Raw genomic sequence first — 13332 nt, forward strand, 5'->3', positions numbered from 1 at the left:
TACCCCGTCGGGCGGCGCGCACGCGAGCGGCCCGCCGCGCTGTCCGGAGGTGTTAAGAAGGGGCCCTTCCTATACCGAATGCGTTAAGAGGGGGCCCTTCCTTCCCGCGGTGAGGGCGTCGGCGAGCGCGGGGACGTCCGCCTCGTCCAGCGCGCTCACCGAGACGCGCACGGCGGGGGCGGCGGCGATCCGGTACAGGCCGCCGGGGGCGAGCGACCACCCGGCGTCGCGCAGCGTCGTGATCGCCACCGTCTCGTCGGGCACCGGCACCCAGACGTTGATCCCGGTACGCCCGTGCGCTGCCACCCCGCGCGCGGCGAGCGCGGCCACCAGCCCGTCGCGCCGCCTGTCGTAGCTGTCCGCCGCGCGCCGTACCAGCCCGGCGGTGGCCGGGTCGCGCCAGAGCGACACGACCAGCCGTTGCAGCACAGTGGAGACCCAGCCGGCGCCGACCCGCGCCCGCCCGGCCACCCGGGCCACTGTGGCCTCGTCGCCGGTCAGCACCGCGAGCCGCAGGTCGGGCCCGTAGGGCTTGCTCACCGACCGGACGAAGGCCCACGCCGGGGTCGCCCCGGCGAGCGGATGCAGGGGTACGCGGGCCAGCTCGGCGGCGTGGTCGTCCTCGATCAGCAGCAGGTCGGCCCGTCCGGCGAGCAGCGTCCGCAGCGCGCCGGCCCGGTCGGCGGAGACGGCGGCGCCGGTCGGGTTCTGCGCCCGGCTGGTCACCACGAGCGCCCGGACGCCGGCGGTGAGCGCCGCCCGGACGCCGCCGACTGTGGGGCCCTCGTCGTCCACCGGCACCCCGACGGTACGCAGCCCGAGCGCGGCGATCAGGTCGAGCAGGTTGGCCCAGCCCGGATCCTCCACCGCCACCGCGTCGCCGGGGCGCAGGTGGGCCGCGAGGAGCCGTTCGATGCCGTCGAGCGCGCCGCCGGTGACTGTGAGCGCGCCGGCCGGCACGCGATCGGTGGCGAGCCGGTCCCGGGCCAGGGCGGCCAGGTCGGGCAGCACGGCGTCGGTCGCGTACCCGCCAGGGGGTCCGATCTCGGTGGCGAGCGCTGCCAGGTGCGGGCCGAGCGGGGGCAGCAGCCGGGGGTCGGGCTGGCCGGCGGAGAGGTCACGGCCGCCGGGCAGCGGCGGGGGCAGCAACGCGGCGCGGCGACCGGCGACCGGCGGGCGGGGGCGGACCCGGGTGCCGTGCCGGCCAGCGGTCGCGACCAGGCCACGTTGCCGCAGTTCCTGGTACGCCTTCGCGACTGTGGCCGGGCTGACGTCCAGCTCGGCGGCGAGCGCGCGGACGGCGGGGAGGGCGTCGCCGGGGGCGAGATCGCCGGTGCGGATGCCGGATTCGACGCTTGCCGAAATCGCGGCGGAGGTCGAGCCGGCGATCTGATAATGTGCTGCCACAGTTCGGAGATTGTACTAGAACAAAGGTGGGATGTCACGTGTACGCCCCGACCGAACGCACCACCGCCACCCGCACCCGCGACCGGATGCACTACGACCGGGTCACCGCGCACGCGCTGCTCGACGAGGCGTACCACTGCGCACTGTCGTTCACTGTGGACGGCGAGCCGCGCATCCTGCCGACCCTGCACGTGCGCATCGGAGACACGCTCTACCTGCACGGATCCACCGGCAGCCGGCCGCTGCTCGCCGCCCGGAGCGAGGCCGGGCTGAGGGTCTGCGTCGCCGTCACCCACCTCGACGGGCTGATCTACGCCCGCTCCCAGTTCCACCACAGCGCCAACTACCGGTCGGTGGTGGCGCACGGCACCGCCCACCTGGTCGACGACGCCGGCGAGAAGGCCGCGGTGCTGACCGCGCTTGTGGAGAAGGTCGCCGCCGGCCGGTCCGCCGACAGCCGCCCGCCGAACCGGCGCGAACTGGCCGAGACCGCCGTGCTGGCGCTGCCGCTGCGCGAGGTGTCGGTACGGATGCGCACCGGCGGCGTCAACGACGAGCCGGCCGACGAGGCGCTGCCGTACTGGGCCGGTGTGGTTCCGCTGCGGCTCACGCCGGGCCGCCCCGAACCCGCGCCCGGGGTGAGCGCGCCGGTGCCGGCGTACCTGCGTGCGGCCCGCTCGCCGTGGCACGAGCCGGCGGTGCTGCGCGGCGAGCACGTCGTGCTGGAGCCGCTCGACCTCGCCCACGCCGACGAGCTGTACGCCGCCACCGCCGACCCGGAGGTGTGGCGGCACCTGGGTGGTACGCAGCCCGCCGACGCCGCCGGGATGCGCCAGGTGGTCGCCGCCTACCTGGACGCGCAGGAACGCGGCGAGCAGGTGTGCTGGACCCAGCGTTGCGCCGTCACCGGCGCGGTGATCGGCACGACCTCCTACTACGAGATCGACCCGGTCCGCCGGTCGGTGGCGATCGGTTACACCTGGCTGGGCCGCCCCTGGTGGCGTACCGGCGTCAACACCGAGGCGAAGCTCCTGCTGCTGGGCCGGGCCTTCGACGACCTGGACGCGGTCCGGGTGGTCTGGCACACCGACATCCGCAACGAACGCTCGCAGCGGGCCATCGAACGGCTCGGCGCGAGCCGGGAGGGCGTGCTGCGCCGGCACAAGCAGCGCGCCGACGGCTCCTGGCGGGACACCGTCCAGTACTCGATGCTCGCGCAGGAGTGGCCGAAGGCACAGGTCAGCCTGCGGGAAAGGCTTCGCCCGACGGCACCCGCGGCGTCATGATGTCCGGCGTGCTGGGGATCACCGACATCTGGACGTACGTGCTGGGCACCGTGGCGATCGTGCTGCTGCCCGGCCCGAACTCGCTCTTCGTGCTGGCCACCGCCGCCCGCCGGGGCGTCGCCACCGGTTACCGGGCCGCGGCCGGGGTGTTCGTCGGCGACGCGGTGCTGATGGTGCTCTCCGCCGCCGGGGTGGCCTCGCTGCTCCAGGCGTATCCGCCGCTCTACCTGGTGATCAAGTACGCCGGCGCGGCGTACCTCGGATATCTGGGGCTGGCCATGCTGCGCGGCGCGTGGCGGCGCTGGCGCGACCGCAACGACCCGGCCACGCCGCGCCTGATCGACGAGGTGGAGCCGGCGGAGCAGCGGGAGCCGTTCCGCCGGGCGCTGGTGATCAGTCTGCTCAACCCGAAGGCGATCCTGTTCTTCGTCTCGTTCTTCATCCAGTTCGTCGACCCCGGGTACGCGTGGCCCGCGCTGTCGTTCCTGCTGCTCGGGCTGATCGCACAGGTCGCGAGCGCGCTCTACCTGACCGTGCTGATCTTCACCGGCACGTATCTGGCGGCCCAGTTCCGGCAGCGCCGGCGGCTCGCCGCGAGCGGTACGACTGCCGTCGCGGTGCTGTTCCTCGGCTTCAGCCTCAAGCTCGCCGCCGGCTGAGGTGTAAGGAAGGGCCCCTTCTTAACGCCTCCGGTAGAGGAAGGGCCCCTTCTTAACAACGCACACGCACGCGCACACGCGCGTGCACGCTCACGCGCTCACGTGCCGTCGCCGCCTCCGCCACCACCGCCGATGCCGGCGCCGCCGGCCGTACCCCCGAGGCCGTAACCCGGCGCGACCGGACGGTCCGGCGGGCGGCTGACGTGCGCCGACTCGCGGATCGTGGCCGACCAGTCGGCGTGCGCGGCGGCGGCCGCGTGCCTGTCGATGGCGTGCCGCAGCCAGCCGTCCACAGTGGCCACCCAGTCGCGCTCATCGGCACCGGCGTGCCAGACCCGGAACCGGCTGATGCTCTGGTGGGTGATCCCGGCCAGGGAGAGCCGCCGGTCCAGCCAGAGCAGCACCTCCACGCCGGCCGAGTCGGTCAGCATGATCATTTCGAGTTCGGTCATCGGGCCGGCGTAGAGCGGGGCGGCCCAGAAGCCGTACCACTGCTGGAACGGCAGCGTCTGCTCCACCCCCGGCAGCCGTCCCTCGCGCAGCCCGGCTTGCCGGATCGCGAAGCCGAGCGTGTCCAGCGCGGCGAGCACGTGCTCCTGGGAGGGCAGCGGGTGGATCAGCACCGGCACCATCGCGCCCTGGTCCACCTCCGGGTCCACCGACACCTCGGTACGCAGCCCGGTACGCAGGCTCAGCAGCGGCACCCCGCCGTACGTGGTCACCGGCGACTCCCACGGCAGCGGCACGGCGAACTCGACGGCCCGCCGCCGTCCGGCCGGCACCACGAACCGGCCCGCGATCGTCCACGTCTGGAACTGCACCAGGCGGCGCGGCGCCTCCGGGTCCTCCGGTTCGACCTGGGTGACCAGGCCGAGCCGGATGTGCCGGACCGGTACGTCCGACCCGCCGGCGGCGAGCGTCACCCGGCCCGGCAGGCTCAGGCCCGGCCGGGTGCTCGGGTTGGGCAGCGTGGTGCTCACCGAGAGCCCGGTCCAGGCGGAGTCCCGCGACACGCCGGTCAACCGCATGCCGGGGCTTTCCCGCTGCCCGCCCGGCCATGCCCGGCCGGGACGGACGCCGGCCCGGCGAAGTGGTTGTCCCACCTCGCCGGGCCGGTACGGATCACGACGGTCAGCGCATCCGGCGCCCTCGCGGCACCGGGTCGGTCTCGTCGTCGAACTCGCCGATGACCTCCTCCAGGAGGTCCTCCAGCGCGACGAACCCGATCGGCCGGGTCGGCCCGCCACCGTTGCTCACCAGCGCGAGCTGCGCCTGCCGCGCCCGCATGGCGGCCACCGCCTCGGTCACCGACGCCTCGGCCGGCAGCGTGAAGGCGCTGGTCATCAGCTCCTCCGCGGTCGCCGGGCGGCCGGTGGTGACGGCGCGCACCGCCTCGCGTACGTGCACCAGGCCGCACACCTCACCACCGGTGTCGACCACGGCGAGCCGGGACCGGCCGCTGTCGCGGGAGACGTGCTCGATCCGCTCGGCGGTCTCGCTCCGGCCCACCGTGACGATCTGGTCGAACGGCTCCATGACCTGGGCGACTGTGGTGCCCTGGAGTTCCAGCATGCTGGTCAGCAGCTGGTGCTGCTCGGCGCCGAGCAGCCCGTGCTCCCGGGACTGCTCCAGCAGGATGCGCAGCTCGTCCGGGCCGTGCACCTGGGCGAGCTGGTCCTGCTGCTGCACCCCGAACAGTCGCAGCATCGCGTTCGCGAGCCCGTTGAGCAGGGACAGCACCGGCCGGGCGATCCGGGCGAACGCCCGGAACGGCAACGCCAGCAGCATCGCGGACCGCTCCGCGTCGGTGATCGCCCACGACTTCGGGGCCATCTCGCCGACCACCAGGTGCAGGAACGTCACGAGCGACAGCGCGAACACCAGCGCCACCACGTGGCTGACCGCCTCGGGCAGGCCGACCGCGTGCAGCAGCGGGCTGAGCAGGTGCTCGATGGCCGGTTCGGCCAGCGCGCCCAGACCCAGCGTGCACAGCGTGATGCCGAGCTGCGCGCCGGCCAGCATCAGGCTCAGCTCGCGGACGCCGTCCAGCGCCGCGCGGGCCGCCCGGCCGCCACCGGCCGCCGCCTGCTCCAGCCGGTACCGCTTGGACGCGACGAGCGCGAACTCGGCGGCCACGAAGAACCCGTTGAGCGCCAGCAGCACCACGGAGGAGAACAACGCGAATCCGGGGCTCATGCGGAACCCTCCCCGGACACGGAGGCGGCGGGCCGCAGCCGCACCGAGTCGGCCACGTGCCGGTCCACCGCCAGCACCTCGACGAGCACCCGCGGGCCGCCGGCCGGCTCGTCGCCGTCCGTGGCGACCGGGATCTCCAGCCGGTCACCGACCTCGGGCACCCGGCCCAGCTCCCGCATCACCAGACCGGAGAGCGTGTCGTACTCGGGCGCCTCGGGCAGTTCGATGCCGGTGCTGTCGGCGACCTCGTCGATGCGCCAGCGCGCCGGGACCACCCAGGAGCCGTCCTCCTGCCGGGCCGCGGCCCGGTCCGGCGGGTCGTCCTCGTCGCGGATCGGCCCGACCAGTTCCTCGGCCAGGTCCTCCAGCGTGATCACGCCGGCGAAGCCGCCGTACTCGTCGACCACGCAGGCGAGCTGCCGGTGCCCGGACCGCAGGCGGTCCAGCACCGTCGGCAGCGGCAGCGTCTCGGGCACCAGCAACGGGGGTACGGCCACCGCGTCGACCCGGGTGGTCGCGCGCTGCGCCGGGGGCACCCCGAGCACGTCGGCGATGCCGACCACGCCGACCAGGTCGTCGACGCCCTCGGCGCCGCTCACCGGGAACCGGGAGTGGCCGGTGTCGAGCAGCTCGACGATCCGGCTGACCGGCTCGTCGGCCCGGATGGTGTGCACGTCGACGCGCGGCACCATCGCCTCCCCGGCGGTCAGCTCCCGGAAGTCCAGACCCCGGTCCAGCAGGTCGGACATCTCGGCGTCGAGGTGTCCCTCCTCCCGGGACTCGGCGATGATCTGTTCCAGGTCCTGCGGGGTGGCGCCGCTGGGCAGCTCCTCGATCGGCTCGATGCCGATGCGGCGGAGCAGCCGTACGGCGGCCCGGTCGAACAGCGTGATCAGCGGACCGGCGATCTTCAGGTAGATCAGGGTGGACCGGGACAGCGCCCGGGCGAGCGGTTCGGCCCGCGCGATGGCCAGGTTCTTCGGGGCCAGCTCGCCGAGGACCATCTGCACCACTGTGGCGATGATCAGGGCGAGGGCCACCGACAGCGGCAGCGACACCGAGCTGGACAGCCCGGCCACGCCGAGCAGGTCGGCCAGCCCGGCACCCAGGTACGGCTCGGCGACGTAACCGACGAGCAGGGCGGTCACTGTGATGCCGAGCTGCGCGCCGGACAGCATGAAGGAGAGCCGCCCGGTCACCTCCAGGGCCCGGGCCGCGGCACGGTCGCCACCGTCGGCGAGCTGCTTGAGCTTGCCCCGGTCCACGGCGACGTAACCGAACTCCTGGGCCACGAAGTAACCGGTGGCGGCGGTGAGGACGGTGATGAGAAGGAGACCGACGAGGATCAACACGGGAGGTTCAGTGCTCCCGGGGTCGTCGGGGAGGGAATTCGCCGGGTATTACCCGGCCGGCTACTGCTGCCCTCCGGGGCAGGAGAGTCGATCATGCGGCCCATTTTATCGGTACCCGCTGGACGTTCGCTGAGGGTGCCGGGAAGCCTCCCGCACGTCCGGTTCAGCGTCCGGCCAGCTCGTCGGCGTCCAGCAGCGTCCGGTCGACCCGCCCGGAACGGTACGCGGCCCGTCCGATCATCTGCGCGGCCACCGGCGCGGTGGAGAGCTGGAAGATCGCCACCAGGACCAGCATGCCCAGATCCGAGGGGGTACGCAGACGCAGCGCCAGCCCGGCCAGCAGCAGCAGGACGCCCAGCACCTGCGGCTTGGTGGCCGCGTGCATCCGGTCCAGCACGTCCGGGAAGCGCACCAGCCCGATGCCGGCGACCAGGGCCAGCACCGCCCCGACCAGCAGCAGCACCCCACCGACCCAGTCCGCGACGGCGCTCATGCTTCAGCCCGGACCGCGAAGCGCACCAGCGACACCGAACCGATGAAGCCGAGCAGCGAGAGCACCACCAGCACGGGCAGCGTGGTGGCGTGCCGGTTCACAGCGGCCTCCGCCCCCACCGCGGCGAGCATCGCCGACAGCAGCAGGTCGGCGCCGACGACCCGGTCGAGCAGGGACGGGCCGCGGTAGATCCGGGCCAGGGCGAGCAGCGCGGTGGCCGAGAGCAGCACGGTCAACGCGACGGCGAGCAGGACTGTCACGGATGGTTCCTCCGTTCGGCGGGTTCGAGGTCGAGCCGGCGTACCTCGTCGGGAGATCCGATGGCGCGGACGATGCGCCGTTCGACGGCGAGCACGCGCTGGCGGCTCTCGGCCAGGTCGTCGGGTCCGCGTACGTCGAGCACGTGCACGTAGAGCACGCCTGCGGCCCGGTCGACGTCGAGGATCAGCGTGCCCGGCACCAGCGAGATCACCTCGGCGGTGAGCGCCAGGTTGAGATCGGTACGTACGCGCAGCGGCACCGCGATGATCGCGCCGCGCGGGCGGTAGCCGAAGCGCAGCGCCACGGCTGCTACGTGCACGCTGGCGCTGACCAGCTCCGCGACGAACGTCGCAGCGAACACCAGCAGCGCGCGGGGGCGTACCCGGCCACCGAACGTGACCGGCGGCAGCGGGAAGAACAGCAGCACCGCCACACCGATCACCAGGCCGGCGACCAGGTTGCCCCAGGACACGTCGCCCCACAGCAGCATCCAGGCGACGACCAGCCAGCCGAGCGCGACCGCCTGGTCCCGCCGCCGCCCGCCCCGCCCCACGGTCGGCACCGGCGCGTCCGGGGCGGGCACCGCACGGGGTACGCCGGCGGGCTCACCGGTCGCGCCTCCGCCCGGGGGCAGGTCGTCGGTCACGGCACGTCCCGGGGCAGGACCGCCCGCACGTACGGGGTGCGCTCGCGCAGGTCGGTGGCCGCGTCCGCGGTGACCTGGAACAGCGGCCCGGCTGCCAGCGTGAACAGCACGCCCAGCGCCACCAGGGCGGTGGTGGCCCCGACCATCATTCCGGGCAGCCGGGCCGGCGGGGTGGTGGTGGCCAGCCGGGGCGCCCGCCAGAACGCGATGTTCCACACCCGGGAGGCCGCGTAGAGCGTGAGCAGGCTGGTCAGCGTGCCGGCCGCGACCAGCACGGCGGGCAGCGTCCCGCCTGCGGCCACGCCGGCCTGGAGCAGGCCGAGCTTGCCGAGGAAGCCGGAGAACGGCGGGATGCCCGCGAGGTTCATCGCGGGGACGAAGAAGAGCACGCCGAGCATCGGGGCGATCCGCGCCAGGCCGCCGATCCGGCGCAGGTCGGTGCTGCCGGCGCGTTCCTCGACCAGGCCGGCGACCAGGAACAGCGTGGTCTGGATGGTGATGTGGTGCACCACGTAGAAGATCGCCCCGGACAGGCCGGCGACGCTGCTCAGCGCCACCCCGAAGATCATGTAGCCGATGTGGCTGACGAGCGTGAAGGACAGCAGCCGCTTCAGGTCCGACTGGGCCACCGCGCCGAGGATGCCGACCACCATGGTCAGCCCGGCCACCACCATCAGCAGCGTGGCGACCTGGCCGCCGGGGAACAGCAGCGTCTCGGTGCGGATGATCGCGTACACGCCGACCTTGGTGAGCAGGCCGGCGAAGACCGCCGTCACCGGGGCGGGCGCGGTCGGGTAGCTGTCCGGCAGCCACGCCGACAGCGGGAACACGGCCGCCTTGATCCCGAACGCGAGCAGCAGCGTCAGTTGCAGGGTCAGGCGTACGCCGGACGGCAGCGCGTCCAGCCGGCCGGCGAGCTGCGCCATGTTCAGCGTGCCGGTGGCCGCGTACACCAGCCCCACGGCGGACAGGAACAGCAGCGACGACAGGATGCTGACCACCACGTACGTCGATCCGGTCCGCAACCGCACCTCGGTGCCGCCCAGCGTGATCAGCACGAAGCTCGCGGCCAGCAGGATCTCGAAGCCGACGAACAGGTTGAACAGGTCCCCGGCCAGGAAGGCGTTCGTCACGCCCGCGGTCAGCACCAGGTACGTGGGGTGGAAGATGCTCACCGGCGCGGTCTCCCCGGTCTCCCCCCGGCCCTGGCCGATCGAGTAGAGCAGCACGCACAGCGTCACCGCCGAGGAGACGAGCACCATCAGCGCCGCCAGCTGGTCCGCCACCAGCACGATGCCCACCGGCGCCGGCCAGCCGCCCACCTGCACCACCACCGGCCCGAACCGGTACGCCTGCACCAGCAGCACCGCCGCCACCACCAGGACGCTGGACAGGCAGAGCACGCTGATCGACCGCTGCAGGCGGGCGCGGCCGGACAGCAGGAGGGTGAGCGCCGCGCCGAGCAGCGGCACCACCACCGGCAGCGGGACGAGGGCACTCATGGTTTCTCACCGTCCCGGTGCAGCCGGCGGCGCGCCGGCTCCGGGTCGACCTGTTCCGGGTCCTCGTCCGGGCCCTCGCCGCCGAGGTCGGCCGTGGACACCTCGTTGCTCTCGGCGAGCCGGACGATCTGCCGGTCCTCCAGGTCGTCCTGCACCTCGTCGTCGCCGCTGGTGTACCAGCTCCGGTAGGCGACAGCCAGCAGGAACGCGGTCAGCCCGAACGTGATCACCACGGCGGTGAGCACCATGGCCTGCGGCAGCGCGTCGCTCATCTCGCCCTGCGAGGTGGAACCGACGAGCGGGGCGGCGCCGGACCGCCCGCCGAGCAGGATGAGCAGGTTCACGCCGTTGCCGAGCAGGATGATGCCGAGCAGGATCCGGGTCAGGCTGCGTTCCAGCAGCAGCGTGACACCGGCGGCGACGAGCACCCCGACCGCCAGCACCAGCACCAGCGTCGGCCCGGCCGCGCCGCGCGTCATGACTGACCCTCGCGCTGGACGACCAACCTGCGCCCCGCCTCGCCCGCCGCCTCCACGTGCCGGTCCACCTCGGCGCCCAGGCTCCGCAGGATGTCGAGCACCAGCCCGACCACCACCAGGTACACGCCGATGTCGAAGAACAGCGACGTGACCAGGTAGAAGTCGCCGACCACCGGCAGCCACAGGTTGACCTTGACGCTCTGGAGCACCTCACCGGTGAGCGCCAGGCCGAGCACGCCGCTGCCGACCGAGATGCCCAGGCCCGCGCCGAGCACGGTGCCGGCCCCGACCGGCGCCGCCTCGGCCAGCTCGTACCGGCCGCCGGCCAGGTAGCGCAGGGCCAGCGCGAGGCCGGCGACGAGCCCGCCGGAGAAGCCGCCGCCGGGGGCGTTGTGCCCGGAGAAGAGCAGGAACAGCGAGAAGATCAGGACGGTGTGGAAGATCAGCCGGGTGACCACCTCGAACACGATCGAGCGCCGCCGTTCCGGCAGCGTCTGCCCGCCGCGCAGCCACACCGTGCGCCGGTCCCCGGCGCGCAACGCGGCCGGTGGGGGACGGCGGGGCCGTGGCCCGGTGCGGGAACGCTCGTAGATCAGGCTGGCCACGCCGGTCGCGGTCACCACGAGCACCGAGATCTCCCCCATCGTGTCCCAGGCCCGGATGTCGACGAGCGTCACGTTCACGACGTTGCGGCCGTACCCCTCGATCAAGGCCAGGTCCGGGAAGTCGGCAGAGATCGACGGCGCCCGCCGTGCCCCGGCCGCGGCCAGCGCCAGACCGGCCATCACCACACCGGCGGCGATCCCGATGCCGCGCCGGACCCAGCGGCTGCGGCGCAGCGGCCGCGCCGAGAACCGCTCCGGCAGCCGCCGCAGCACCAGCACGAACACGGCGATCGTCGCGGTCTCCACCAGGAACTGGGTCAGTGCCACGTCCGGCGCGCCGTAGAGGACGAACATCATCGCGGTGCCGTAGCCGGTCACGCCGACGAGCAGCATCGCGGTGAGCCGGCGGCGCGCGCCGACCGCGAGCAGCGCGGCGACCGCGATCACCACGCAGACCACGAGCTGGGCCGGGTTGTCCCAGGGCGCCAGGTCGACCCGCCACGGCGTGGTGGCGATCATCGCCCCGCCCGGCACGAACACCAGCACGAGCAGCACCGTGCCGAGGTACTGCGGCAGCGAGCCGCGCTGGGTGGCGCCGGTGACCTCGATGGCGAGCCGGTCGAAGGCGTGCGTCACCCACTCGTACCCCTGGTTGCCGCCCACCGGCGAGCGCAGCCGGGCCAGCGCGGGCGCCAGCGGGCCGCGGACCAGGTGCAGCACCACACCGCCGGCCAGCACGAGGGCGGACAGGCCGAGCGCCGCCGTGGGTCCGTGCCAGAGCGCCAGGTGCTCCTCGACCGGTCCGAACAGCTCGGCGTACGGCTCGAACAGGCCGCTCAGCCACCCGGCCGCCGGACCGGCGGCGAGCCCGGCCACGGCGAGCAGCGCCGGGGGTACGAGCATCGCGGCGGGTGGGCGGGCCAGCTCGGTGTCCGGCGTGCCGGGCCGGGTGCCGAACGCGCCCCAGAGGAACCGGATGCTGTACGCGACGGTGAGCGCGCTGCCCACCACCAGCACGGTCAGCACCAGCGGATCACCGGTGAACGCGGCAAGCGCCGCCTCCTTCCCGACGAACCCGAGCAGCGGCGGCACCCCGGCCATCGAGGCGGCGGCCAGCGTGGCGACGACGGCCAGCACCGGCGCGGTCCGCCTGACCCCAGACAGCTCCCGCAGGTCACGGGTGCCGGCCTCGTGGTCGAGGATGCCGACGACCAGGAACAGTGCCGCCTTGAACAGGGCGTGTGCCGCCAGCATCGCCACCCCGGCCAGCGCCGCCTTCGGGGTGCCCGCGCCGAACACCACTGTGAGCAGGCCGAGCTGGCTGACCGTCCCGTACGCCAGCAGCAGCTTCAGGTCGGTCTGCCGCAGCGCCGCCCAGCCGCCGATGACGAGCGTGACCAGTCCGGCGACCACTGTGACCGGCCGCCACCCGTCGACCGGGGCGAGCACCGGGCCGAGCAGTCCGATGAGGAAGATGCCGGCCTTCACCATCGCCGCCGCGTGCAGGTACGCGCTCACCGGCGTCGGGGCGGCCATCGCCACCGGCAGCCAGGCGTTGAACGGGAACACCGCGGACTTCGCCAGCGCCCCGGCGAGGATCAGCAGCACGGCGACGACCAGGTACCCGCCGCCGGGCAGCGGCGCCGCCGCCACCGCCGACCACCGGTAGCCCCCGGCGTGGTGGCCGAGCAGCAGGAACCCGACGAGCATTGCCAGCCCGCCCAGCGTCGTCACTGTCAGCGCCTGCGCGGCGGCCCACCGGCTGGACCGGCGCTCGGTGCCGTGCCCGATGAGCAGGTACGAGAAGACGGTGGTCAGTTCCCAGAACACGTAGAGCAGCAGCAGGTCGTCGGAGACGACGAGGCCGAGCATCGCCCCGGCGAAGGCGACCATGACGGCGGCGAAGCGGGCCAGCCCGGTGGACCCGGGCGGGAAGTAGCGGGCGGAGTAGACCAGCACCAGCGCGCCGACGCCGCCGACGAGCAGCAGCATCAGCCAGGACAGCGTCGTGACGCGCAGCGCCACGTCGAGCTGGAGCTGCGAGATCCAGGGGTACGTCTCGACCACCGCGCCGCCGTCGCGTACCGCCCCTGTGTGCGCCGCCGCCCAGACCGCTGTGGCGGCCGGGGCGAGCGCCAGCATCAGGCAGGCGCGCGGACCCCACCGGCGGACCAGCAGCGGGGCGAGCAGCGCCGCCACCAGGTGCACGATCAGCAGGACGAGCACGCGTACTCCCGGTCGAGGTGACAGCGCGCGAACACGCTGGTGTCACAACCGATCACACGCCACAGAGGCACCGAACCGGGCGGTTTTCCCCAAAACCCACCCTCACCTCACCGGCCCACCCGACGTGCGCCCGCCCCGTCGCCCGGTGATCAAGGAGTTCGTGTCCGGAACCGCGCCGGAACCCACCGCGAACTCCTTGATCACCGGAGCGGTGGGGGTG

12 protein-coding genes are annotated in these 13332 nt (G+C 73.6%); 2 read left to right on the top strand and 10 right to left on the bottom strand.

Annotated features, from left to right (window positions below; translation table 11 throughout):
- Positions 1–69: 69 nt before the first annotated feature.
- Positions 70–1407 (bottom strand): aminotransferase class I/II-fold pyridoxal phosphate-dependent enzyme, encoded by a 1338-nt coding sequence (locus IF06_RS0107365; RefSeq protein WP_030269791.1) that lies wholly within the window; start codon positions 1405–1407, stop codon positions 70–72.
- 38 nt (positions 1408–1445) lie between these two features.
- Between IF06_RS0107365 and IF06_RS0107370 the strand changes: the two genes are divergently transcribed.
- Entirely contained in the window at positions 1446–2693 is a 1248-nt protein-coding gene (locus IF06_RS0107370) for a bifunctional pyridoxamine 5'-phosphate oxidase family protein/GNAT family N-acetyltransferase (RefSeq protein ID WP_030269793.1), read from the top strand.
- A complete protein-coding gene (gene leuE / locus IF06_RS0107375) occupies positions 2690–3352 on the top strand; it encodes a leucine efflux protein LeuE (protein WP_013284720.1) in 663 nt (220 codons plus the stop codon). Before IF06_RS0107370 ends, leuE begins: the two co-directional genes overlap by 4 nt.
- A gap of 98 nt (positions 3353–3450) precedes the next feature.
- Here the strand turns inward: leuE and IF06_RS0107380 are convergent, their stop codons facing one another.
- From IF06_RS0107380 to IF06_RS0107420, 9 genes are all read right to left on the bottom strand, one after another.
- Complete coding sequence (locus IF06_RS0107380) at positions 3451–4380, bottom strand: sporulation protein (protein WP_030269796.1); 930 nt, start codon at positions 4378–4380, stop codon at positions 3451–3453.
- 103 nt (positions 4381–4483) lie between these two features.
- Complete coding sequence (locus IF06_RS0107385) at positions 4484–5548, bottom strand: hemolysin family protein (protein ID WP_013284718.1); 1065 nt, start codon at positions 5546–5548, stop codon at positions 4484–4486.
- Positions 5545–6900 (bottom strand): hemolysin family protein, encoded by a 1356-nt coding sequence (locus IF06_RS0107390; protein ID WP_013284717.1) that lies wholly within the window; start codon positions 6898–6900, stop codon positions 5545–5547. Before IF06_RS0107390 ends, IF06_RS0107385 begins: the two co-directional genes overlap by 4 nt.
- Positions 6901–7063: 163 nt before the next feature.
- On the bottom strand, positions 7064–7393 hold the full coding sequence (mnhG, locus tag IF06_RS0107395) for a monovalent cation/H(+) antiporter subunit G (protein ID WP_013284716.1): 330 nt from the start codon (positions 7391–7393) through the stop codon (positions 7064–7066).
- Positions 7390–7653, bottom strand: coding sequence for a monovalent cation/H+ antiporter complex subunit F (locus IF06_RS0107400; protein WP_013284715.1), 264 nt, complete (start codon positions 7651–7653; stop codon positions 7390–7392). Before IF06_RS0107400 ends, mnhG begins: the two co-directional genes overlap by 4 nt.
- Positions 7650–8300 (bottom strand): Na+/H+ antiporter subunit E, encoded by a 651-nt coding sequence (locus tag IF06_RS0107405; protein WP_030269798.1) that lies wholly within the window; start codon positions 8298–8300, stop codon positions 7650–7652. The genes IF06_RS0107400 and IF06_RS0107405 overlap by 4 nt, the downstream gene beginning before the upstream one ends.
- Positions 8297–9802 (bottom strand): Na+/H+ antiporter subunit D, encoded by a 1506-nt coding sequence (locus IF06_RS0107410; protein WP_030269800.1) that lies wholly within the window; start codon positions 9800–9802, stop codon positions 8297–8299. Before IF06_RS0107410 ends, IF06_RS0107405 begins: the two co-directional genes overlap by 4 nt.
- The gene (locus IF06_RS0107415) at positions 9799–10281 is read right to left on the bottom strand and encodes a Na(+)/H(+) antiporter subunit C (RefSeq protein WP_013284712.1); all 483 of its coding nucleotides are present in this window, start codon (positions 10279–10281) and stop codon (positions 9799–9801) included. Before IF06_RS0107415 ends, IF06_RS0107410 begins: the two co-directional genes overlap by 4 nt.
- A complete protein-coding gene (locus tag IF06_RS0107420) occupies positions 10278–13112 on the bottom strand; it encodes a Na+/H+ antiporter subunit A (protein WP_013284711.1) in 2835 nt (944 codons plus the stop codon). Before IF06_RS0107420 ends, IF06_RS0107415 begins: the two co-directional genes overlap by 4 nt.
- Between the last annotated feature and the right edge of the window lie 220 nt (positions 13113–13332).

The organism is Micromonospora globosa, assembly GCF_000717585.1.
Classification (GTDB): Bacteria; Actinomycetota; Actinomycetes; order Mycobacteriales; family Micromonosporaceae; genus Micromonospora; species Micromonospora aurantiaca.